We start from the raw sequence: 21624 nt of genomic DNA, 5'->3' as shown, positions 1-21624 counted from the left end.
CATGAGAAACACGCAACTATCCGCCACACTACTGCTGTTCGCTGTGGCCGGCAGTGCCGGTGCGCACGACCTGTTTGTCGCTTTCTCCAAGCCTGGCACCGCAGCGGGCGAGGCGAACACAGCGTTGGTGAACAATGGCACCTTCGATGAAAGTGCAGGTGCAGTCACCCGAGCGCGTCTACAGGACGTTTCGCTGAGTCAGGGCGGCGCTAAGGCTGCACCGGACTTGGCCAGTTGGAAAGAGGTCGGCAAGCAGAGCCAGCTCACCGTGCATCCGGCGGGCGAGGGCACCTATCTGCTGGGGGTCTCGACGATGGCCTCCACCAGCACGCGTACGGCCAGCGAGTTCGGCAAGTACCTGGAGTTGGAAGACTTGCCCGATACCCTGGCCACCTATGATGCGAGCAAGTTTCCCAAAGGGGTCACCTATAGCTATACCAAGCATGCTCGTACCATTGGACAGGTGGGCACAAAACTGACCGACGATTTCGCTGCCTCGCTGGGCTATCCGCTGGAGATCCGCTTGGCCCGCAATCCTGGAAGCGTGAAGGTCGGCGAACAGCTGTCGTTCCAGGTGCTGCAGCAGGGCACGCCAGTGCCCAACCTACGCGTGTACGTCGGTCATCGTGCTGACGCACCGGTCAAGGGTGGGCACGGTAGCGCTACGCTCCTGCGCACCGATGCCCAAGGCCAAGCCAGTTTCCAGGTGACCACCGCCAAGACCTGGTACATCCACACCAATCACATGGTGCCCTCTACACAAAAGGGTTTGGATTTTGTGTCGGATCGGGCGTCGCTGAGCTTTGAGATTTCCCCGCACGCCGGGCACTGATAAGTAAGCATGTAGGCGGTACTCTCCCCTTTGACGCCAGTCATGACTTCTTCCATGACTGGCGTCTTTTTGTGGGGACTTACCTCAAGTGCTCAGTCTGTCTCTCATTGGTCGCCCCGCGCCGCGCGCAATCCACGTCGCCGCACTAGATAGAACGCTGCGGGAATCACCACCATAGAGAGCACCGGTGCGGTGAGCATGCCACCCAGCATCGGCGCGGCGATACGTTGCATGACCTCCGAGCCGGCACCGGCACCGACGAAAAGCGGAAACAACCCGGCCAGGATGACGGCTACCGTCATCGCCTTCGGGCGCACCCGTTGCACGGCGCCTTCGTAGATAGCCTCTTGCAGGGTAGACACATCTTCCGGCGCACCGCTGGCCAAGCGCTGCTCCCAGGCATGACGCAGGTACAGCAGCATGATGACGCCGAACTCAGCCGCAACGCCGCCCAGGGCGATGAATCCGATCATGCTGGCCACCGAAATCGCATGGCCCAGCCCCCAGATCAACCAGAAACCGCCCACCAACGCCAAGGGCAAGCTGAGCAGGATGATGGATACATCGCTAAGCCGGCGAAACACCATCCAGATGACCAGGAAGATGATCGCCAACGCCGCGGGCACCACCCATTGCAGGCGTGCCAAAGCCCGTTGCAGATACTCGTACTGCCCCGACCACGCCAGACCATAGCCGGCAGGCAAACTCACCTGGGTCTGCACCGCGGCTTGCAGGTCCTGGACCACCGATCCCAAGTCGCGATCGGCCACATCCACGTAGATGTAGCCCACCAACCGGCCGTTATCGCTCTTGAGCATCGGCGGGCCTGGGCTGATTGACAGCTCCGCCACCTGGCTCAAGGTCAGTTGCACACCGCCTGGCGCGATCAGCGGCAGATCCTGCAAGGCCTGCAACGAGTCACGCTGGCCACGGGGGTAGCGCAAGACGATGGGATAGCGTTCGCGCCCCTCGATCGTTTCCCCGATTGGATCACCGCCAACGACCGTGGCAATCAGTTGCTGGAGTTGGCCTTGAGTGAATCCGTAACGTGCAGCGATTTCCGGGCGCACCTGTACATCGACATAGCGCCCACCCGTGACGCGTTCGGCCAGTGCCGAACTCACGCCGGGCACAGTCTTGGCCACCTGCTCGATCTGCTGGCTCAGGCGCTCGATCTGCTCCACATCGGGTCCGGAGACCTTGATCCCAATCGGGCTCTTGATGCCGGTGGCCAACATATCGATGCGATTGCGAATGGGCGGGACCCATAGGTTGGTCAGACCGGGAATCTTGACCGCTGCGTCCAACTCCTGGCGTAGCTTCTGGGGGGTCATGCCCGGGCGCCATTGATCCCGCGGCTTGAAGGTCACGGTGGTCTCAAACATTTCGATCGGTGCCGGATCGGTCGCACTTTCGGCACGGCCCGCCTTGCCGAACACGTGCTCAACCTCCGGTACGGTCTTGATCATCCGGCCCGAGAGCTGGAGCAACTGACGGGCCTTGTCGGCGGACAGGCCGGGCAGGGCCGTGGGCATGTACAACAGGCTGCCTTCTTCCAAGGGCGGCATGAACTCACTGCCCAACCGGCTAAAGGGGATCAAGGTGAGCACTAGCAGCAGGCCGCTGAGCAGCAAGGTGACACCGGGATGTTTGAGGACCCACAGCAGGATGGGCCGATAGCCAGCGATCAGGATGCGATTGATGGGGTTCTGCTGTTCCGGGCGGATGCGGCCGCGGATCAGGTAGCCCATCAAGACGGGGATCAAGGTCACCGACAACCCTGCTGCGGCGGCCATCGCGTAGGTCTTGGTGTAGGCCAGAGGCGAGAACAATCGCCCTTCCTGCGCCTGCAGGGCAAAAACCGGCACGAAAGACAGGGTGATGACCAGCAAGCTGGCGAACAGGGCCGGTCCGACCTCGGCCGCCGAGCGGGCCATCAGCTGCCAGCGCTCCTCACCCTGAGGTTCCCGGCCGTGCGCCTCCCGCCAGTGCTCCAGATGCTTGTGTGCATTTTCGATCATCACCACCGCTGCATCGACCATCGCACCAATGGCGATGGCGATGCCGCCTAATGACAGCAAGTTGGCGGAGATCCCCTGGGCGTGCATCACGATGAAGGCCGCCAGGATACCCAAAGGCAGGGTGATGACGGCCACCAACGCCGAGCGTAGGTGCCACAGGAACAGCAGGCATACCAGCGCTACGACCAGAAACTCTTCGCCAAGCTTGTGGGTGAGGTTGCGTACCGCATCCTGGATCAGCTCGGAGCGGTCGTACACCGGCACCACTTCCACGCCCTCGGGCAAGCTGGATTGCAACGCCTGCAGTCGCGCTTTGACGTTCCGAATGGCCCCCAAGGCATCCTTGCCGGTCCGCAGGACGATCACGCCGCCGGCCACCTCACCTTGACCATCCAACTCTGCGATACCACGACGGAAGACCGGCCCGCGACTGATCGTGGCCACCTCGCCGAGCAGGACGGGGATGCCGTCGTTGCCGGTTACCGGCACCTGTTCGAACGCCTCCTGTGTGCGCAGGTAGCCTTCGCTGCGCACCATCAGTTCGGCTTCGCCTTGTTCGATCACCGAGCCCCCGGTAGCGCCGTTGGCCGCATCCACCGCCTCGATGAGCTCGGCCACCGTCAGTCCACGGGCCGCCAACGCCTGCGGATCGGGCTGGATCTGCCAGGCGCGCACCGCACCGCCCACACTGGCTACTTCAGCCACGTCCGGCACGGTTTTTAGCTCATAACGAAGAAACCAGTCCTGCAACGCACGCAGCTGCCCCACATCACGTTGACCTGTCCGATCCACCAAGGCGTACTGGTAGATCCAGCCCAGTCCTGTCGCATCAGGACCCAGCGCCGGATTCACATTCGGCGGAAGTCGATCGCGTACCTGGCTCAAGTACTCGAGCACTCGAGAGCGCGCCCAGTAAAGATCAGTGGCATCGTCAAACAGGATGTAGACGAATGAATCACCGAAGAAGGAGAAGCCGCGTACCGCCTTCACGCCCGGCACGGACAACATCGTGGTGGCCAACGGGTAGGTGACCTGGTCTTCGATGATGCGCGGGGTTTGCCCCGCCCATTGCGTGCGGATGATGACCTGGGTATCGGACAGGTCCGGCAGCGCATCCAGCGGCGTGTTCTTTACCGACCAGATACCGACCACCGCCAGCAGCGCGGCGGCAACCAGCACCAGCACGCGATTGGCGATGCAAGCATGGATCAGGCGCGCGATCATGGTGTGCCCTCCATCGCTTCGGACATGACCTCGCTTGCCTGGCAATCAGCGGCTGCGGCGGGGCCGAACTTGGGTACCAACTGCATATCCATGAACGGTGACTTGCCCGGCTTGTCGAAATGCTTCTCCGGCACCATCGGGTCATACCAGTACTGCACCGGGCAGCGCGGCGGCGTAGAGGTGGAGGTGTCTGGCGCGACAGGCGCCGGCTGTCTGGACGGTGACGGCACGACAGTGCGTGGTTCGTGCCCGGCGTCATGGCGCTCGTGCACACCTGATGCGCTGGCAGGGCGTGTCGGTTGTGCAGCACCCAGGCGCTCCAACGCACCGGAGAGACTGGCTTCGGAGTCGAGCAAGAACTGACCCGAGACGACCACGCGTTCACCACCGGCCAAGCCTGCCACGATCTGCGTGCGCCCTTGCACGCTACGTCCCACACTCACCCGCACTGGCCGGAAGCTCCCGTCCGGATCCTGCACGATGACCCGGCTGTCCCGCCCGGTGGCGATCAGCGCCTCCGTGGGAACGACTGGCAGGGCCTGCTCGGCGTCGGGCTGCACCAGAACCTCGGCGAACATGCCCGGCACCAGCCGACGCTGCGGGTTGCGCAGCACAATTCGCGCCCGCTGCGTGCGACTAGCCATGTCGACCTGGGGAAGCAACGCCTGGATCTGTCCGGCAAAGCGCTCTGCCGGCCAGGCACTGACCGTGGCCTGCACTGAGGTCCCCGGCCGCAAGGTGCCCAGCGCTGCCTGGGGTACCGAGGCCTCCAGCCACAACGTGTCCAGCCCATTGATCTTGAACAGTGGCGTACCGGGCATCACCGTCTGTCCCTCGCGTGCCAGGATCTCGGTCACGACACCACTGTGGTCTGCGCTAAGCACGACGCCACTTCTGGCCGAGGCGCCAGAAGGAACACCCAACGAACGCAACCGTTGTTGCGCCGCACCCTGCAGCTCACGCGCGCCCGCGGACTGAGCTTGGCTCAGGGCATGTGCTTCGGCGATGGCCGCGTTCCATGCCGGGGCCTGCACGGTGGCCAGCGTTTGACCACGACGAACCTCGGTAAACGGCGCCTTTACCTGCACGTGGGTGATCAAGCCTTCCATGCGCGCACTGATCACGCTTTCCTGGGTCAGATCCCACGTCAGTGTGCCCGGCACGCGTACGGCAGTCCCTAGTAACTCTACCGTCACTTCCTGAGTGCGTATGCCCACGTTCTGCTGCAGGCGCGGATCGATCTGCGTTCCGCCCCCTATGGCCTCATCTGCGTATTTGGGCAGCAACTCCATATCCATGAACGGAGATTTGCCCGGCTTGTCGAATCGCTGCTCCGGCGCCATGGGGTCGTACCAGTACAGCACCTTGCGTGCTTGATCTGCGACGCTCGTGCCGGGGGGCGGGGTGGTATCAGAGGTTCGAGTCATCCAGGCGTAGCCGCCGGCAAAGCCGAGCGCCAGCAACCCGAGGGCCACGGCGAGCTGTGTGAGACGCGTCTTGGTCGGGCTCATGGCGTGTTCTCCTCATGGGGTAGCAGATAGGCCAGTGCCGCCCAGGCACGGCCCTGTTCGCCCAGCAGACGGGCGTTCTCCAGGTGCAATTCGATCTCATCGCGCCGCGCTTCCAGCCACGGCTGCAGGTCGGCACCGGCGCCGTAGGCGGCCAACGCCGTGCGTGCACGATCGCGCGCCAAAGGCAGGCTCTGCGTGTTCTGGCGCTCCAACTGGCCGGTTAACCCGCGCCATCGCGCTATCGCGCGTTGCACCGACTCGGCTTGGATGCGCCGGGCCTCATCGCGCTCTGCGGACACCGCCTCCAGCTCGGCCCGCCGTGCCGCGATGCCTCGTGCTTGGCGGTTCTTCTGGAACAGCGGCAGGCCCACACCCACTTCCACCATGAGCATGTCGCTGCGCGCCATGCCGTCGGGTGCGCGCTCGCGACGTCCGTAGGTGAGCTCCACACTCCAATCCGGGCGGGTTTCGGCCACGGCCGCATCCACCTGGGCCTGGGCTAAGCTCTCGCGTGCCTCCCAGCCCAGTAGTGGCGTGTGTTGGTCCAGTTTGGCCAGCAGTTGGGTGGGCTCCAATGGCAACTGCGAAAAATCCGGTGCCGCACCACTGGCCAAGATCGCCTCTGGTGCAATACCCAACCACCGCGCCAGGCCGGCCTGCGCGGCGGCGTGCTCCGCATGTACCTGCTCCAGGCGATTGTCCAACTGCAGTAGGGCGGCCTGGGCGGCAAGCACATCACTGGCCCCGGCCGTGCCGCCTGCCAAGCGAGCACGCGCCGCACGCTCGGCTATACGGGCCGGCTCGCGCAGACCTTCCAACGCATCTACGGCTTGCTGCGTACTCCACAGCTCGATCCAGGCCAGCGCGGCCGCTTGGGCCACCATCTGCTGTTCGGCCATCGACAGTGAGCGCGCTTGCGCCAGCGTCGCTTGCGCCAACGCGTGCTCGGCACGTCGTTTCGCACGCGCAGGAAACTCCTGCATCAGACCGATTTGCTGGGTGGTCATCTCATCGGCCCGCAAGCTGAAGGCATCGGGTCCGCTGACGGGCCAGTTCGCCAGCCCCACGATCAAACGTGGGTCGGGAAGCGCGCCAGCACGCGCGGCTTCTTCGGTACTGGCATCGATCTGCGATCGGCGCACCTGCAGGGTTGGGGCGTTAGCAAGCGCCCGTTGTAGGGCTTCTGTGTAGCTGATCGGGATAGCGGGCGATGCCGCCAGCACAGGACCACTGAGCGCCAGGGCAAACACGAACCCACACGCCATCTTGCGCCTTGCACGCAAGAAGAAAGACATCTCCATAAGACCTCCGGGAAACGACAACGAGCGCGCTGCAACGCATGCAGCACGAGCACGGGTCAATCCAGGAGGGGGCTTAAATCAGCAGGCTACAGAAGCGCTGCAGGGGAGGCGGATCGGACACGCACACCGGAACATCCCGATACAACTGCGCGTGTACCGGTGGCAACAGAGCCTGCACCAGCGCGAAGGCGGCCAGCGCGGGCTGGTAAGGCACTTGAGGGGCCTTCGCATCGGCCGTGGCGATGTGATCGCGCTGGCAATGCTGGTCGCACAACGCCGGAGCATCGGGATCCGGCGTGGACATCTCTTCGCAACCGACCATCAGGGTCGCTTGTCCAGCTTCCACCGATTCCAGCGGACAGGCGTAAGCCACCAGCGCGAGTTGCTGCAGCAGCAGCGCCCACAGTCCCAGCCATGCCAGTCGGGCACGAGAACGGGGTCGCCGCCATCGCCTCAGCAGCCTCACCATGACAGCTCCCGCACGCCCGAAGCAGCGCCTGCGGACGCTGGGCAGATCAGGGCAGGGGACGTGCGAGCTCTCATGATGGCCAGTCTAGCCCTCTTGGGGCCGACTGTCATTGATCAGGATCAAGCCCTCGCGCGGACTCAGCGGTGGCATCCGCCGCAGCAGGAGGATGCGACGGCCGGGGCGGCCGGCGTACCAGCCTCAGAAGGGAGCACCGCAGCGATCACATAGCCTTGCCGCTGGATAGCCTCAACCGCCTGTTCTACGGCAAGCAGGCCCTCGATCTTGACCACGCCACTGCCCAGATCGACGTCCACCTGGGCGTGGGGGTCAAGGGCCTGAATGGCTTGGGTGACCGTTCGGACACAGTGACCACAGGTCATACCTTCAACAACGAGATTCATGGACAACCCTCCAAAAGCATCGGCGGTTTGCCGACGGCGTGACGATGAGCCTTCCCACGGTGGGAAGGTCAAACGACAGGCAAGTTGAGTGGTAATCCGTCCCGCGTTGTTGACCTTCCCATCATGGGAAGGCTCAGGCTACCTGCTCGTTCCTATTGGCCCTCACTCCATGGACATAACGCTCACTTATGCGAATTAAGTTATTGATTATATTACATTAATACAGGAATCGCAAGGTCTGTAGTTGCACCGTGCCCTGGCCGGCCACAAACGCGATAAGCTAAGCATTCCTTAGTGCTAGTCATTCTTGATGTCATGACGATGCCATCTGAGCGCACCCGCAATGTGCTGCAGGCGGGCGCGTTCCTCAGGCAGCTAGCGGCCAGCCAAGCCGTGCCTAAAGAGGTGCGGCAAGAGGCATATTGACTGCTGCGGCACTATCCAACCGTCAGCGACATCGAGGCGATTGCTGAGCACGAAGAGCGGCTGCGAGCGCTGACCCAGTCGGCCTTCGTACGACCCTACCTGAGCAGCGAGATCGAGGCGGATTGGTTCTCCGGGTACCCGCTTGGCCCTCATCGCATCTGACCATGAAGCAACCGAGCAGGCCGCGTGGAAGAGGGACTACGTCTGCGGAGACAGCGCTGGAGGCTTCCTTTGAACGGGCCCGCGACAGTGCGGCCGAGGAACGCGCATTCTTCAAGCGACTGATGGATGCGATCGTGTACGTGCATGCGCCCATCTCGGACGACGCGCAGACACTGCGGCTGGTCCAGTTCCGCCATCCTGACGGTTTCGATGCGATCCCTTTCTTTACCTCGCTCGACAAGGCGCAGGCGGCCAGCTCGTCTGCTGTCAGAATTCTGGGAGTTTCAGGCCGTGAGCTGCTAACCGGTACTCGCGGCGCGACGTTGATGCTCAATCCCAACTACGGCGGCGTTGTCCTGTACCCGGAAGAGGTTGCGACATTGTTGGATACGGGCTTTCTGGCCAGGGTGGAACGTCTGGCGCCGGCGGAGTTCGCGGTGAGACCTGCCCAGGCCGCGCCGGCTTGGCTCGCTCCGGCCATCAGCGGCAGCCTTGAGCACGCCGACTTCGTCTCGTCGGCCTATCTCCTGGAAACTCACTCGTCAGGGGGCGTCGAACAGCCTCCCGGTCTGTTGATCTGGCTGGTGGTGGACCTGGCTTTCGCCGAGCGGGCGGCTCGTCTGGTGACCACCGCCATACAGCCCTTATGCTCAGATTTGGACGTCATCATCGACTTGGCGGTCCACGACGTATCGCTGCCTTTGCCGGCGGGCTTGGATGATCCCCAGATCCTGCCCATATTTTTTCACGAGAATCAAGCCAACTTGAGCACAGCTCATCGGCCTATGAGCCCTGAAGATAAGCTACTAGCACTCCTTCCGGGATTGACCGAGGAAGAGAAGGAACGGCGGACCCGCGAGGGTATGGCCGACGTCGACGCTGGACGTACGATCCCGCACGAGGAACTACTGCAATGGATCAGGCGACGGTCAGAGCCTTCTTGAAGGTTTCCGTTGGGTCAGGAGCGTGGAAACTCTTGAATCCAATATTCAAGAAGGGCACGCGTGCCTGAGCAGTACTCCAGGAATGCCTGTGTCACGCGGCTTCTGGTTCAATCAAGCCTAGGTCTGTAATCCACGAACTGCCTGACGTCGAGGGGTGTTTCCTCGTTGAATCATGGTGTTAGAGACGATTCGGCTGTTTTTCTCACGAATCCCTGCCGACCTTCTTGCTCAAAAGGACCGAACTCACGCAGCACAGCCAGAATCTCGGCCAAGTGGTCCACAGGCTGGCCGCTCGGGAGGAACTGCCATGTCGGGTAGCGGTAACTGGGCGACGGATTGGTGACGTAGACCCCCAGCAACTTGCCAGCGCGGCGCAACTGGCTGACCAAGCGGCCACCGTTCGGAGCATGAGAGCCAAGCCCCTGACTGACCTGTGCTGCAGTGAGCCATTGCTCAGCAAGTGTTTGGCGCGCGTCAGCCGCATCTCGGAGGATCCGTTGAGCGGGCGTAAAGGTGTCGAAGTGCATTCAGCCGCCTCGCACTATGGAGACCACACAGAACACGAGTCTAGCAAGTCGGAAGATTGTGGGCGATCTGTGGGGAAAACGTCCCAAGCCTCACGAATAGGGCACGCCCGCGGAGGGGAGCGGCATGCTCCCCATTTGGAATTCAAGCCTGGTCGTCAACTGGCGCAGTTGGCCCGTTGTTTTTAACAGCCTGAATTCCTGCCTCGCGGGCCTGGGTGGAAGAGTAGGTCTCACTGGTACCAATGCGCTCGCCATTAGCGGCCTTGAGGTTGAACATAGGCTGGCCGTTTGCCGCGTTCTTGCGCTCATAGCGCGAATCTTCAGGAGAGTTCGCCTTGACTGAAGCAATTCCAGTCAGTGCCCCTTGCTTGGAGGCATACAATTCACTGGTGAGGATGATCTCGTTGTTGCCGGCCTTAAGGACAAAGCGGTACTGCGTTCCCGAACGACTCAGAACATATCGAGCTGCCATGCAAGTTCCCCTAGCTGCGCCTGGATTGGCCAAGCGAATCTGTCAGAGGAAATCCTGAGTGTCTATCAGGGAAAGCCGCACCTCGACGAAAGATCGGCAGCATCCGGCAAAAACCGAAGCCATATAGACATTTACATCGCCCTGACAAACATAAGATGCGTTATGCGAGGTAACGCATTGATTTTATTGTGTTTTTTGAGTACGTCCCGATAGTACACCGAGTCGTCAACCTCATCAATACCTGGCGCAGCCCAGGACGCACGTAGCGCGAACGGCATGGGCATCATCACCAGCGCGGCCGGGCCACGCCTAGTGGCCGGCTGAAAGGCGAGCTAAAAGCGTGGGGGAAACGTCCCGAATTGCCTGGTCAAGGTTCAGCGCAAGGATCAGGGTTCACCAGCGGCCATCATCGCTAGAAGAGGAGAACTCTTGCTTGGCCACGGCCAGGACCAGATCCGGATCCAGAGCAAGTACCTCTGATGGCTTCGCGCCGGACAATAGAGCATGCGGAGCGACCAGCCACTCGATTTCCTCCCACCCAGACGTAGGTTCGCCGCTTGAAACGCCATATGGCCCACGCAGTAGCGCCAACACTGCAGAGAGGCCAGCCCAAGGTGTCCCAGCAGGGTCGAGCTGCCACTGTGGAAAGAGATAGAGCTTCCGTTCTGCGATCCACACGCCCAAAACGCTGTCAGATTGAAGGCATTGCTTCAGGGTCCGGCCTTGAAGGGCATCCGGGCTCAGCAACGCTTCGAAAGTGTCCGCATCGAGCCAATCTGTCGCGACATCCACCCTGGCTTGAGCAGACGCGGTCGTTTCCGATGGTGGATCCCAGTGCATAGGACGCCTGCTGCAGAAGCTGCTTGCCGCAAGAATGCCACGGCTCGCCACTCAGGTAACCTGTGGGGGAAACGTCTCAACCCATCTGACCAGTCAGGCCGAGGGCTGCCCACAAGCGCAGCTAGCCGTCGGCAGCGCGTGTTACGGTGCAGTACCGATACATCTGATCCACCATTGGGCGAGGTGACGACCATGAATCTGATGACTGCCATGCTCCGCGGATTCGTCCAGGGCGCGAGGGAAACCCCGGCCGGGTTCTTCTCTCCGATAACTGGCCTGTGGCGGATCATGTCTACTCAGACAGATCGGGCCATCGGCAGGCACCGGCGGAAAGCGCTTCGATGAGGACGGACAGGCCTTCGATGAAGTAAGAGGCTCCTTAAACTGCGAGCTCAACTGGTCCTGTAACGGTAGATGTGTGCAACGGGCCAATCTACAGCCAGAAATCTCTGCATGGATTCACGGCGAGCCAGTATTGTCTGCCTGAAGGGGCAGAATCTCTGCCTGATCAGGGCAGAATTGTCTGTCGACGAACAATGTGCAGCGCGCCCGCGACATCCTCCGGGCCGAAGGTAAGAACCCCTCGGTGGACGCCGTCCGCGTGGCGCTGGGCAACACTGGGTCCAAAACCACCATCCATCGCTACCTGAAGGAGCTGGAAGAGGAGGAAGGGCAAGGCCTACGCGCCAAGATCGCTGTCAGCGATGCCCTGCAGGACCTGGTCGCGCGGCTGGCCGAGCGACTGCACGGCGAGGCCGAGGCGCTGATCGCCCAAGCGCAAGAGCGCTTCCAGGCCGAGCTGCAAGCGGGCACCCAAGCCTTGGAACAGGCCCGGCAAGAGGCCGGAAGCCTCAGTGCGCAGCTTCAGCGCACCGAGGCGGCGCTGCAGACAGAGCGCGAGGCCGGCGAAGCGGCTAGGCGCGACTTGGCCAGCCGTACCACTGAACTGGCCCAGCTAGAGGAGCGCATCGCGGGCCTCACAGCGCGACTGACCGAGCACGAAAGCCATGCGCGCTCCCTGGAACAGAAGCACGAGCATGCCAGGGAAGCCCTTGAGCACTACCGCACCTCGGTCAAAGACCAGCGCGAGCAGGAGCAACGCCGGCATGAGCACCAGGTGCAGGAACTGCAGGTCGCCCTGCGCCAAGCCAACGAAGTGTTGACCACCAAAAACCACGACCTGGTGCAGCTCAACAGGGAAAACGGCCAATGGCTGGAACGCCACACTCGGCTGGAAAGGGAGTTAGCGCAGTTGCGCCAGACCATCCAGACACAACAAGGCGAGCTCGATACGCTGCGCCTCACAGCGGCCGAACACCAGGCGCTGCAGGTGCGTTGGAGCCAAGATACCCAGAGTTTGGAAGCAGTACGACAGGAGCTCACCCAAGCTCGGACCGAATTGACCCAGGAGCGCGAACGACGCGAGCACGCCGAGGCGGGGACCCTGCGCGCCACGGTGCGTCTGAGCACCTTGGAGCCGCTTTTGGCCCAGCTACAGCCGGCCAGTACCGGCGGTAAAGGCTCGAAGCGGATCTCATCGGAAGAGACGCCGGAGCCATAACCTAGGTTGAGAACACTAGGCGCAACGATCGCAAGGAGCTTTGCTATGACCGTGGTAACGACCACACCCCCGGAAATCACCCGTGCAGTGCGGCGCCTGACCGATTCCGTCGTGCGCGGCGCAGAGCCCGTCTATCTGCCTGTGCAGCCGGAAGCCGATGCGATCGTGCATGAGTGCTTTCCCAACGTGCAAGCGAAGATCACGCGGGACGGCGGCCAGATGCGGTGCGGTTGGCAGCTGTGGGAATGGCCGCACGTGCTGGTGGAGGCAGAATTCCATGCCGTGTGGGTCAGCCCCGAGGGTGAAATGGTCGACATCACGCCAAAGCCTGAAGGTGAGACACGCATTCTCTTTGTGCCCGATCCGCGCAGACGCTACGAGGGCTTGGCCATCGACAACGTCCGCATGCCGTTACGCGATGACATGCTCATCAAGCACTTCATCCAGATGTCTGAAGCGATAGTCCGGGTGATGAACCGCGGCGAGCGAGCATCCCAATATGGAGAAGTGAGCGTTCCCGCCAATGAAATCCAGCCCCTTCTACAGGCCAGGGATTTCTTGGGCCAGTCACTCGGTGCGGGACTGCGTGAACATACGCCGTGCCTGTGTGGCAGCGGCAGCAAGTACAAGCGCTGCCATGGCGCGCAAGTAGAAGCATTCTTCCGTCATTGACGGTGGTGCCCCCGGTCGGAATCGAACCGACGTGTACGCGCTTATCTGGCGCGTGCTCTCACCGGGGTATAAGGCCGGCGCTCTGACCAACATGAGCAACAGGGGCGTGATCGATCAATGCGATCACGCCGGTATTCGGTGGCCGAGCTGGCAGATGTGACTCATGGCGCAAGCATACCCAATTCGCTCAATGCATCAAAGCCAGCAGAGCTTCTATACCCTGAGTCGCCGGTACGACTTGGCCCATGCTGGCGGCGGCAGGCGATCGGTAGCGACCAGCCACGCCATCCGCAACGCCTGCGCATCCGCCAGCGCGTGATGGCGCTTGGCGTTTTGCTCCGGATGTGCGGCGAACCAATCTTCTACCAGCATTCCCGTGAGGCCGTCCTTCAGCATGCGCGTCAGGATGGGGGTGGGAATTGGGCCGCAGGCTGCAGCCTGCTCGTCAGGCAGTTCAAAGCCATCCAAGGCGTACTGCAAGAGGTGCAAGTCGTTTGGGTAGTCCGCCATCACCGCTGGCGTCGCAACCGACCCCAGAAAGGCACGAAGCGCCGTGGTCAAAGCCGCATCCGACATGGCCGCATTTCCGCGGGTCAGCAGCGGGTATACGGCCTGGCGAACAAAGTCGGTCGGCGTTTCGGAAAGATCGGCACGTTCGGCGTAAAAGTCCTGCTCCCCATCCTCCCGGACCAGCGCGAGGCTGACCAACTCAGCGCCCAATACATCGGACCACTCGGTATCAAGAAAGTAATATGTCACCGCCATCACTCCATGGTGCCACAACACCATGCGATAAATAACCCGTTGCATGGTGCAACGTGAAATCTGGGGAAGGAGGTAGTCCCGTCGTCACAAAACGGCTCTCCGACCTCGTCGCCGTTGGGCGCAGCGGCCCAATATGCAGGGATAGTGGGTTTGTTAGCTGTTGCCGAGGTTGTCACTTCCCGCCCTGGGCAGGGTGCTTTCATCCATCTTGGGGCGTTTGCCGATGGGTAACGCTCCGCTGACCATGTATACGACGTCCTCGGCTATGTTGGTTGCGTGGTCACCAACCCGCTCGATATTTTTGACGACGAACAGCAGGTGAGCTAAGTCAAATGCGGAGGCGCGGTCGTCGGCCATGCATTGGACGATATCCTTGAACAAGATCGTGTGCATCGCGTCAATTACTGCATCTTCCTCCCAAACGCGATAAGCCGAATGAATGTCCATCGTGGCAAAGGACTCCCGCGCTGATTTCAGCTGCAATAGCGTGAGCTCGGCCATACGCTGCATAGGCTCCGCAAGCTCTGCTGGTATCGGAGCCTCGCTCATTGCCATCGAGCGTTTGGCAATGTTGTAAGCAAGATCGCCCACGCGCTCCAGGTTTGAACTAATTCGGATTGCCGCCATCACATGGCGAAGGTCGATCGCTAGCGGCTGTCTACGCGCGATCATGCTCACAGCGTCGCTATCAATCTGCGCCGCAAGCCGGTTCAGTCGCTCCTCACGCTCTGCCACTTCCTTGGCCATTTGCTCGTTGCCACGCCGTAGCGACCAGACGGCATCCGTAAGCTGCTGTTCGGCAAGGATGCCGAGCTCAAGGATGTGTGAAGTAAGCCCCCGCAGCTCGACATCGAAAGACTGGACAATATGGTCGGTCATGACCTTTGCTCCTCAGCCGAAACGGCCGGTGATGTACTCGTGGGTCTTCTGCTCTTTCGGATTGGTAAAAAACTCCGCCGTAGGGCCACTCTCAATGAGCTGTCCCATGTGCATGAATGCCGTCCTGTCCGAGATCCGCGCAGCCTGCTGCATGTTGTGGGTAACAATGACGATGGTGTACTGCGCACGCAACTCGTCGATCAGCTCTTCAATCCGCGCAGTTGCAATGGGATCGAGTGCAGATGTGGGTTCATCAAAGAGAATTATCTCGGGGTTGGGCGCCAGCGCCCTGGCTATGCACAGACGCTGCTGCTGACCGCCGGACAACTCGAATGCTGACTTACCAAGCCTGTCCTTCACCTCATCCCAGAGGGCCGCTCCGCGCAATGCGCGTTCGACATGCTCAGTGACAACTGATTTGTTGCGCACACCGCGAATCATGATCCCTGAGGCCACGTTGTCAAAGATCGATTTCGGGAACGGATTTGGCTTCTGAAAAACCATGCCAATGCGCAGCCTCACGCGCATCGGGTCCACATCCGGCCCTACGATATTCAGGTTCTCCGGCATGAGGGTAATCGCGCCGGAGTACCGGTTATTCGGATACAGGTCATGCATCCGGTTGAAGCAGCGCAGTAGCGTACTTTTGCCGCAGCCCGAGGGGCCGATCAGCGCAGTGACCTGGTTGCTGCCGATCGACAGGTTGATGTCCTTCAGCGCGTGGAACTTGTCATAATGGAAGTCAAGCCCACGGACCTCAGCACGCACCGTCGCATCGTGGGCGGGGGTTGAGGTGCGTTCGGCCACGGGAACCGGAATTGAGATGGTCGAGTGATTCATGTTGTCTCCGTGGATCACCGCAAGCGGCGGCGAAGGCGGTAACGCAGCCAGATTGCAAAGCCGTTCATCAGCAGGGTCATGCCCAGCAGCACCAGCCCGGCGGCGGCTGCATTCACGTGAAAGCCAGCCTGCGGTCGCGACACCCAGTTGAACATCTGGATGGGCATCACGGTGAAGGGGGAGCTGAGCCATTCAAAACTGATGAAGGGAGCAGATGCCTGGATTGGTGACGGCGGCAGGAAGGCAATGAAGGTCAGTGCGCCGATGGTGATGATCGGCGCGGTTTCGCCAATGGCCCGCGACATGCCCACGATGGCGCCAGTCAGGATTCCCGGACGCGCGGCCGGAAGCAGAAAGATGCTGACGGTCTGCCACTGATCTGCCCCCAGCCCGAAAGCAGCCTCGCGGATGTCTTGAGGAATGGCACGCAGTGACTCGCGGGTCGCGACAATGATGATGGGCAGGATCAGCAGAGCAAGCGTCATGCCCGCGACCAGGATCGTTTGGCCGAGCCCGAACATCTGGACGAAGAGCCCCAGTGCCAGCAGTCCGAAGATGATCGAAGGAACGCCAGCAAGGTTGGTGACATTGACCTCAATAAAGTCGGTGACCCAGTGCTTCGGGGCGTATTCCTCAAGATAGACGCCTGCGGCGACCCCCACCGGCACGGCAAGGACCCCGGTCACCAGCATGACAAGGCAAGTACCGATCCACGCCGAGAGAATACCGGCAGACTCAGGTCGGCGAGAGGGGAAGTTGGTGAAAAAGTCTGGAGTGAGTCTGGCCGCGCCGTCGACTACGAAGTCGGCTACAAGCGCCATCAGAATGGTCAGGGTCAGGAACAGTACCAGCAGCCCGAGCACGGTGAAGCACAAGTCTGAAACTCTTGCGCGCCGTGTAATTGCAGCATCGTCAAGGCCCATGGGCTCGATGTGGTCGCGCATCAGTAGGCCTCCCGGTAGCGCTTGCGGAGCCAGAAGGCGAAGAGGTTGAAACTGAACGTAAGTGCGAAAAGCGTCAATCCGGCGGCGAAGATGGTCTGATAGGCAATCGACTCATGTGGAAGATCGCCCATGCTCAACTGCACGATGTATGAGGTGATAGTTGCTGCACCCTCGAGCGGATTGGTCGCGATCCTGGCCTGCTGGCCGGCAGCGATAGCCACTACCATAGTCTCGCCGACCGCCCGCGACATTCCGAGCAAGTAAGCGGCGGTGACGCCCGAGAGCGCAGCTGGCGTCACCACCTTCAGTCCGGTCTGCAGGCGGGTGAATCCCAGTGCGTATGCCCCCTCACGCAGCGAATCAGGCACGGCGCGCATGGCATCTTCGCTCATGGATACGATGTAGGGCAAGATCATGATGCCGATGACCACCCCAGACACGAGCAGGTTGAAGCGCGCCAGACCCGGGATGAAGGATTGAAAGATGGGCGTCAAGAACAACAGAGCGAAGTACCCGAAAGCGACCGTTGGTACGCCTGCAATGAGCTCAAGGAACGGCTTTACCGCTTCACGGAGCCTGGGCTTGGCGAACTCGCTGAGATACAACGCGAGAATCGTGCCGGCAGGCACGGCAACAACCAAGGCAATGGCCGTGGTCATCAGCGTACCCGACAGTAGTGTCATGATCCCGAAGTGCTTCTCTTCGAAGACGGGCGTCCAATGCGTATCGGTCAGGAAGTCCACGATGGACACCTGAGTGAAGAACTTCAAGCTCTCACTGAGAAGGACGTAGAGGATGCCGAAGGTGACCAGAACTGATAGCGCCGCTGCGACGAACAGTACCAGGCGAATGCCTGTGTCGATGGCATGGCGGCGGCGCAGAAATGCGTCGCTTGGCTGAAGCGGGACAGGACCCACATCGAGGAAGGAACCACTACTTTTCATCAGACGGCCTCAGCCAGCGCGCACATCGCTGTGCGCGCCGACCATGATTGTCAGTAAACCAGCTTCTCTTTCAGCAGCTCGTCGATGGAAACGCCAATCTTCGAGCCAGTGAAGCCGGTGCCAATCTCCCGCTTTGCAAAGCGCTCGCGCATTGCGGCCAATGCGTTCTCCGGCAGCGGTACATAGCCCACCTCCTGCACCAATCCTTCGGAGTGCTTGGAGTCCAGATAGAACTCGACAAAGCGCGCGACCTCGGGCTTGGTTTCGGCGGCCTTCCTGCTTACGTAGATGAAGATCGGGCGCGACAGAGGCTGATACTGGCCGGAGCGCGCGGTTTCGACGCTGGGCGCGACCGCCTGGGCGGCGGCGTTGGTCTTGATGCCTACTGCCTTGAGCTTGTCGGCGTTCTCTTCGTAATAGGCCAAACCGAAGAACCCCAGTGCATTGGCATCACCCGAGACTCCCTGCACCAGCACGTTGTCGTCCTCCGAGGCCGTGTAGTCGCCGCGACTGGAGTGCTCCTTGCCAACGATTGCAGCGGTGAAATAGTCGTAGGTGCCCGAATCGGTGCCCGCACCGTAGAGGACCAGCGGCTTGTCCGGGAAGCTCGGACGAATCTGGTTCCAGTTGGTGATCTTGCCCTGTGCTTCAGGGACCCACATGGCCTTCAGTTCGTCGACGGTGAGGTCATTGGCCCAGGTGTTCTGTGGGTTGACCACAACTGTCAGAGCGTCCATCGCGACTGGAAGCTCGATGTACTCTACGCCAGCGGCCTTGCAGGCTTCCTTCTCCTCACCCTTGATCGGGCGCGACGCATTGGAGATGTCGGTTTCGCCGCGGCAGAACTTCTTGAAGCCGCCACCGGTTCCTGACATGCCGACCGTTACTTTGATGCCGGCATTTTCTTTCTGGAACTCTTCAGCCATCGCTTCGGTGACGGGAAACACGGTCGACGAGCCGTCCGTGCTCACCATGCCGGTGATCTCGCCGGCTTTTGCAGGTGCCCCGGCACTGTCCTGGCCAGTGGTAGCAGGTGTTCCAGACGGCGAGCAGGCGAGGATGCTGAGCGTTGCGGCGGCAAGCAAAGTGAGGCGCAGGTACATGTAAGTCTCCGAGGTTCAGATGAGCATGGGTGCGATGGTTAGGTACCCCCCGACTCCCCAGCCGGGCGGTACACGACTATTTGAGCGGCCGCGGTGGGGCAGGGACCTCCGCCACGCAATCGCAGGCGGGATCGGTGGGATGAGGCTGCAGACAGAGCTCGGAACGACCGCCGCAGCAATCGTCCAGCAGGAAGGCCAGCAAACCATGCATGCCGTCCAGGCAGGCGCGATAGCGCACGAAGCGGCCTTCGCGGGTGCCGCAGATCAATCCGCCTCGGCTCAGCACGGCCAGATGGTTGGACAAGGTGTTGTGCCGCATTCCCATCATGTCGGTCAGGACACCGGCGGTCAGTCCTTCCGGCTCGTGGTTCACCAGCGTGCGGAAGATCACAAGACGTGCGCCGTTGCTCAGTGCCGACAGTGCATCCAGCGCATGGTCGATCGACATCGATGCGCTGAGTGAGCGCCGTTCGAAGTAATCAAAATCCAAGACGCGTTGGGGCTGGGCCATCACGGTGCTCCGATTGCACAAGATGTCGACATGTCGAGATATATCGACATGACGAAATGGTGGGCCCTCTATGTGACACCGTGATGACACACACCTATTCAGTTACCGATCAACGTCGCTCACAAAAAATCCCGCGGGAGCGGGACGTTGAGGGGAGCAAGCTGGCACGGCTGGCAACAGGGGTCAGCTACCTGTCCTGGTGGTCTGCGCAATAGGCAGTGACCTGCCTCACCGCCTCGCGGGCGTAACGCGTGACCCCAATCAGCGTGGCAGAGGCCATGCCGTTCCAATCCCCGTATCCCAACAACCAAACCGAGGGCACCGCCAACGCGCGCAGGCCGCTGCCGTCGACCTCCACCTGGCCCTGCGGGGTTACAAGGTCCAGGCCCTTCAGGTGCGACAACGCCGGGCGGAAGCCGGTGCACCAGATCACTGCATCGAACGCCCGCTCGGTGCCGTCGGCCCATTGCATGCCGGTGGGGGAGAAGCGGGCCGGCGGTGGGACTGCGGCGAGCACCCCGCGCGCCCGCGCGTCGAGCACCGGCGGCACCATGACGATGTCGCCGAAACCGCCTGGTGGCAGGTCAGGCTCCCGGCCTTCCTGCTGCGCCTTCCATCGCTCAGTCGCGCGTTCGAACAGCACGCGGCCGTCGACGTCATCGGCCAGGAACGCCGGTTCGTGCTGTGTGATCCAGGTGGTTTCCGCCACCGTCGATACTTCGGCCAGAATCTGCGCACCGGAATTGCCACCACCGATGATGGCCACCCGCATTCCGGCGAACGGCGCAGGGGTGCTGTAGTGAGCGGAGTGCAGCTGGATCCCCGCAAATGACTCCAACCCTTGGTACTCAGGCGTGTAGGCTTCCCCCCATGTTCCGGTGGCGCTGATCACCGCCCGCGCCAACCATTGCCGACCGTCCCTGGCCACCACCCGCAGACGCTCGCCAAAGTGGCTGACTCGTTGCACGCGGATAGGGCGAAGAACGGGCAGCGCATATTTTTGTTCGTACTGCGCCAGATAAGCGAGCACTTCGGCACGCGCAGGGTAGGGGCCTTGGCTGGCGGGCATGGGCCATCCGGGAATGGAGCTCCAGCCCGCCGGGGAAAACAGATGCAGCGAGTGCCAGGCATGCTGCCATGCGCCGCCGGGCGACGCTTCCGCATCGAGAATTACATAGGACAGCCCGCTGCGGCGCAGGAAATAGCCGGCAGAAAGACCCGATTGGCCACCTCCGATTACCACCACATCGACGCTGTCCATCTGTGCTCCCTCGCGCCGCCTCACTCAGGCGGCATTCTTTCTCTGCTGTTGATCGGAGATCTTGAGTGCATCCAGGTAGCGCTCCGCATCCAGTGCAGCCATGCAGCCGAAGCCGGCCGAGGTGATGGCCTGGCGGTAGTGCTGGTCGGCCACGTCGCCGGCGGCGAACACACCTTCCACCGAGGTCTGGGTGGCGTTGCCGCCCAGGCCCGAGCGGATGTCCAGGTAGCCGTTGTTCATGGTCAGCTGGCCGTCGAACAGGCTGGTGTTGGGGTGGTGGCCGATGGCCACGAAGAAGCCGTGTGCCTCGATGTCGCGGGTGCTGCCGTCCAGGGTGGACTTGACCCGCACGCCGGTGACGCCGGCTTCATTGCCCAGCACTTCGTCCACCTGGTGGTGCCACACGGTTTCGATCTTGCCGTGGGCGACCTTGGCGAACAGCTTATCCTGCATGATCTTTTCCGCCTTCAGGGTGTCGCGGCGGTGGACCAGGTAGACCTTGCGGGCGATGTTGGACAGGTACAGGGCCTCTTCCACGGCGGTGTTGCCGCCGCCCACCACGACCACGTCCTGGTCACGGTAGAAGAAGCCGTCGCAGGTGGCGCAGGCGGAGACGCCGCGGCCCTTGAATTCCTCTTCGGTCGGAATGCCCAGGTACTTGGCGGTGGCGCCGGTGGCAATGATCAGCGCGTCGCAGGTGTACTCGGCGCTGTCGCCGATCAGCTTGAACGGGCGCTGGGTCACATCCGCGGTGTGGATGTGGTCGAAGATCACTTCGGTCTCGAAGCGCTCAGCGTGGGCCTGCATGCGCGCCATCAGGTCCGGGCCCATCAGGCCGTGGGCGTCGCCCGGCCAGTTGTCCACTTCGGTGGTGGTCATGAGCTGGCCGCCCTGCTGAAGACCGGTGATCACCGCCGGGTTCAGGTTGGCGCGGGCGGCGTAGACCGCTGCCGTCCAGCCGGCCGGGCCGGAACCGAGGATCAACAGCGGGATGTGTCGGGTCGTGCTCATAAC

21 protein-coding genes and 1 tRNA gene are annotated in these 21624 nt (G+C 61.8%); 5 read left to right on the top strand and 17 right to left on the bottom strand.

Annotation, left to right across the window (positions count from 1 at the left end; translation table 11 throughout):
- Nucleotide 1: 1 nt before the first annotated feature.
- Complete coding sequence (locus PDM28_RS09680) at nt 2-832, top strand: DUF4198 domain-containing protein (protein WP_049452571.1); 831 nt, start codon at nt 2-4, stop codon at nt 830-832.
- Between the two features lie 104 nt (nt 833-936).
- Here PDM28_RS09680 and PDM28_RS09675 read toward each other — a convergent pair whose 3' ends face one another.
- From PDM28_RS09675 to PDM28_RS09655, 5 genes are all read right to left on the bottom strand, one after another.
- The gene (locus PDM28_RS09675) at nt 937-4077 is read right to left on the bottom strand and encodes an efflux RND transporter permease subunit (RefSeq protein ID WP_005413407.1); all 3141 of its coding nucleotides are present in this window, start codon (nt 4075-4077) and stop codon (nt 937-939) included.
- The gene (locus PDM28_RS09670) at nt 4074-5588 is read right to left on the bottom strand and encodes an efflux RND transporter periplasmic adaptor subunit (RefSeq protein WP_005413406.1); all 1515 of its coding nucleotides are present in this window, start codon (nt 5586-5588) and stop codon (nt 4074-4076) included. Before PDM28_RS09670 ends, PDM28_RS09675 begins: the two co-directional genes overlap by 4 nt.
- Nucleotides 5585-6883, bottom strand: coding sequence for a TolC family protein (locus PDM28_RS09665; protein ID WP_024957398.1), 1299 nt, complete (start codon nt 6881-6883; stop codon nt 5585-5587). Before PDM28_RS09665 ends, PDM28_RS09670 begins: the two co-directional genes overlap by 4 nt.
- A gap of 79 nt (nt 6884-6962) precedes the next feature.
- Nucleotides 6963-7358: a hypothetical protein gene (locus tag PDM28_RS09660; RefSeq protein ID WP_005413404.1), complete on the bottom strand. Its 396-nt coding sequence runs from the start codon at nt 7356-7358 to the stop codon at nt 6963-6965.
- A 137-nt stretch (nt 7359-7495) separates the two neighbouring features.
- Nucleotides 7496-7738 (bottom strand): heavy-metal-associated domain-containing protein, encoded by a 243-nt coding sequence (locus tag PDM28_RS09655; protein WP_224482004.1) that lies wholly within the window; start codon nt 7736-7738, stop codon nt 7496-7498.
- A 336-nt stretch (nt 7739-8074) separates the two neighbouring features.
- On the opposite strand from PDM28_RS09655, the gene PDM28_RS09650 reads away from it, so the two are divergent.
- Nucleotides 8075-8185, top strand: a complete 111-nt coding sequence (locus PDM28_RS09650) for a BPSL0761 family protein (protein ID WP_311184678.1) — start codon at nt 8075-8077, stop codon at nt 8183-8185.
- A 164-nt stretch (nt 8186-8349) separates the two neighbouring features.
- Nucleotides 8350-9291 (top strand): SseB family protein, encoded by a 942-nt coding sequence (locus PDM28_RS09645; RefSeq protein WP_049401588.1) that lies wholly within the window; start codon nt 8350-8352, stop codon nt 9289-9291.
- A gap of 170 nt (nt 9292-9461) precedes the next feature.
- Here PDM28_RS09645 and PDM28_RS09640 read toward each other — a convergent pair whose 3' ends face one another.
- Nucleotides 9462-9818, bottom strand: coding sequence for a hypothetical protein (locus PDM28_RS09640; RefSeq protein ID WP_129111535.1), 357 nt, complete (start codon nt 9816-9818; stop codon nt 9462-9464).
- A 142-nt stretch (nt 9819-9960) separates the two neighbouring features.
- Nucleotides 9961-10290 (bottom strand): YegP family protein, encoded by a 330-nt coding sequence (locus tag PDM28_RS09635; protein ID WP_074038356.1) that lies wholly within the window; start codon nt 10288-10290, stop codon nt 9961-9963.
- Between the two features lie 1378 nt (nt 10291-11668).
- Between PDM28_RS09635 and PDM28_RS09630 the strand changes: the two genes are divergently transcribed.
- Both PDM28_RS09630 and PDM28_RS09625 read left to right on the top strand, forming a co-directional pair.
- On the top strand, nt 11669-12691 hold the full coding sequence (locus PDM28_RS09630; protein WP_019184712.1) for a DNA-binding protein: 1023 nt from the start codon (nt 11669-11671) through the stop codon (nt 12689-12691).
- 45 nt (nt 12692-12736) lie between these two features.
- Nucleotides 12737-13363, top strand: coding sequence for an SEC-C domain-containing protein (locus tag PDM28_RS09625; RefSeq protein WP_019184711.1), 627 nt, complete (start codon nt 12737-12739; stop codon nt 13361-13363).
- 3 nt (nt 13364-13366) lie between these two features.
- On the opposite strand, the gene PDM28_RS09620 is transcribed toward PDM28_RS09625, so the two are convergent.
- From PDM28_RS09620 to trxB, 10 genes are all read right to left on the bottom strand, one after another.
- Nucleotides 13367-13469, bottom strand: a tRNA-Ile gene (locus PDM28_RS09620).
- Nucleotides 13470-13576: 107 nt separating this feature from the next.
- Nucleotides 13577-14173, bottom strand: a complete 597-nt coding sequence (locus tag PDM28_RS09615; protein WP_228892862.1) for a 3'-5' exoribonuclease — start codon at nt 14171-14173, stop codon at nt 13577-13579.
- A gap of 108 nt (nt 14174-14281) precedes the next feature.
- Complete coding sequence (phoU, locus tag PDM28_RS09610) at nt 14282-15007, bottom strand: phosphate signaling complex protein PhoU (RefSeq protein ID WP_019184709.1); 726 nt, start codon at nt 15005-15007, stop codon at nt 14282-14284.
- Between the two features lie 12 nt (nt 15008-15019).
- Complete coding sequence (gene pstB, locus PDM28_RS09605) at nt 15020-15847, bottom strand: phosphate ABC transporter ATP-binding protein PstB (protein ID WP_074038423.1); 828 nt, start codon at nt 15845-15847, stop codon at nt 15020-15022.
- Between the two features lie 14 nt (nt 15848-15861).
- The gene (pstA, locus tag PDM28_RS09600; RefSeq protein ID WP_082332067.1) at nt 15862-16791 is read right to left on the bottom strand and encodes a phosphate ABC transporter permease PstA; all 930 of its coding nucleotides are present in this window, start codon (nt 16789-16791) and stop codon (nt 15862-15864) included.
- Nucleotides 16791-17735 carry a phosphate ABC transporter permease subunit PstC gene (pstC, locus tag PDM28_RS09595; protein WP_187299806.1) on the bottom strand — a complete coding sequence of 315 codons (945 nt, stop codon included), beginning with the start codon at nt 17733-17735 and terminating at the stop codon, nt 16791-16793. The genes pstA and pstC overlap by 1 nt, the downstream gene beginning before the upstream one ends.
- Nucleotides 17736-17785: 50 nt before the next feature.
- Nucleotides 17786-18838, bottom strand: coding sequence for a PstS family phosphate ABC transporter substrate-binding protein (locus tag PDM28_RS09590; protein ID WP_311184593.1), 1053 nt, complete (start codon nt 18836-18838; stop codon nt 17786-17788).
- A gap of 76 nt (nt 18839-18914) precedes the next feature.
- Nucleotides 18915-19349 carry an ArsR/SmtB family transcription factor gene (locus PDM28_RS09585; RefSeq protein WP_019184704.1) on the bottom strand — a complete coding sequence of 145 codons (435 nt, stop codon included), beginning with the start codon at nt 19347-19349 and terminating at the stop codon, nt 18915-18917.
- A gap of 187 nt (nt 19350-19536) precedes the next feature.
- Nucleotides 19537-20610 carry an ArsO family NAD(P)H-dependent flavin-containing monooxygenase gene (locus PDM28_RS09580; RefSeq protein WP_026070021.1) on the bottom strand — a complete coding sequence of 358 codons (1074 nt, stop codon included), beginning with the start codon at nt 20608-20610 and terminating at the stop codon, nt 19537-19539.
- Nucleotides 20611-20634: 24 nt separating this feature from the next.
- Nucleotides 20635-21621: a thioredoxin-disulfide reductase gene (gene trxB, locus PDM28_RS09575; RefSeq protein ID WP_311184592.1), complete on the bottom strand. Its 987-nt coding sequence runs from the start codon at nt 21619-21621 to the stop codon at nt 20635-20637.
- Nucleotides 21622-21624 lie beyond the last annotated feature (3 nt).

This window comes from Stenotrophomonas aracearum (assembly GCF_031834615.1).
Classification (GTDB): Bacteria; Pseudomonadota; Gammaproteobacteria; order Xanthomonadales; family Xanthomonadaceae; genus Stenotrophomonas; species Stenotrophomonas aracearum.
Note: the sequence above shows the minus strand (reverse complement) of the source record. Positions and strands in the feature narration are given on the sequence as shown.

What these genes read in the sequence shown, in the direction of transcription:
- PDM28_RS09635 (WP_074038356.1), bottom strand. Translation starts at nt 10,290, where the DNA reads ATGGCAGCTCGATATGTTCTGAGTCGTTCGGGAACGCAGTACCGCTTT.
- PDM28_RS09625 (WP_019184711.1), top strand. Translation starts at nt 12,737, where the DNA reads ATGACCGTGGTAACGACCACACCCCCGGAAATCACCCGTGCAGTGCGG.
- pstB (WP_074038423.1), bottom strand. Translation starts at nt 15,847, where the DNA reads ATGAATCACTCGACCATCTCAATTCCGGTTCCCGTGGCCGAACGCACC.
- PDM28_RS09660 (WP_005413404.1), bottom strand. Translation starts at nt 7,358, where the DNA reads ATGGTGAGGCTGCTGAGGCGATGGCGGCGACCCCGTTCTCGTGCCCGA.
- pstC (WP_187299806.1), bottom strand. Translation starts at nt 17,735, where the DNA reads ATGAAAAGTAGTGGTTCCTTCCTCGATGTGGGTCCTGTCCCGCTTCAG.
- PDM28_RS09645 (WP_049401588.1), top strand. Translation starts at nt 8,350, where the DNA reads ATGAAGCAACCGAGCAGGCCGCGTGGAAGAGGGACTACGTCTGCGGAG.
- PDM28_RS09665 (WP_024957398.1), bottom strand. Translation starts at nt 6,883, where the DNA reads ATGTCTTTCTTCTTGCGTGCAAGGCGCAAGATGGCGTGTGGGTTCGTG.
- PDM28_RS09680 (WP_049452571.1), top strand. Translation starts at nt 2, where the DNA reads ATGAGAAACACGCAACTATCCGCCACACTACTGCTGTTCGCTGTGGCC.
- PDM28_RS09580 (WP_026070021.1), bottom strand. Translation starts at nt 20,610, where the DNA reads ATGGACAGCGTCGATGTGGTGGTAATCGGAGGTGGCCAATCGGGTCTT.
- PDM28_RS09675 (WP_005413407.1), bottom strand. Translation starts at nt 4,077, where the DNA reads ATGATCGCGCGCCTGATCCATGCTTGCATCGCCAATCGCGTGCTGGTG.
- trxB (WP_311184592.1), bottom strand. Translation starts at nt 21,621, where the DNA reads ATGAGCACGACCCGACACATCCCGCTGTTGATCCTCGGTTCCGGCCCG.
- PDM28_RS09585 (WP_019184704.1), bottom strand. Translation starts at nt 19,349, where the DNA reads ATGGCCCAGCCCCAACGCGTCTTGGATTTTGATTACTTCGAACGGCGC.
- PDM28_RS09590 (WP_311184593.1), bottom strand. Translation starts at nt 18,838, where the DNA reads ATGTACCTGCGCCTCACTTTGCTTGCCGCCGCAACGCTCAGCATCCTC.
- PDM28_RS09640 (WP_129111535.1), bottom strand. Translation starts at nt 9,818, where the DNA reads ATGCACTTCGACACCTTTACGCCCGCTCAACGGATCCTCCGAGATGCG.
- phoU (WP_019184709.1), bottom strand. Translation starts at nt 15,007, where the DNA reads ATGACCGACCATATTGTCCAGTCTTTCGATGTCGAGCTGCGGGGGCTT.
- PDM28_RS09650 (WP_311184678.1), top strand. Translation starts at nt 8,075, where the DNA reads ATGACGATGCCATCTGAGCGCACCCGCAATGTGCTGCAGGCGGGCGCG.
- PDM28_RS09670 (WP_005413406.1), bottom strand. Translation starts at nt 5,588, where the DNA reads ATGAGCCCGACCAAGACGCGTCTCACACAGCTCGCCGTGGCCCTCGGG.
- PDM28_RS09655 (WP_224482004.1), bottom strand. Translation starts at nt 7,738, where the DNA reads ATGACCTGTGGTCACTGTGTCCGAACGGTCACCCAAGCCATTCAGGCC.
- PDM28_RS09615 (WP_228892862.1), bottom strand. Translation starts at nt 14,173, where the DNA reads ATGCAACGGGTTATTTATCGCATGGTGTTGTGGCACCATGGAGTGATG.
- pstA (WP_082332067.1), bottom strand. Translation starts at nt 16,791, where the DNA reads ATGCGCGACCACATCGAGCCCATGGGCCTTGACGATGCTGCAATTACA.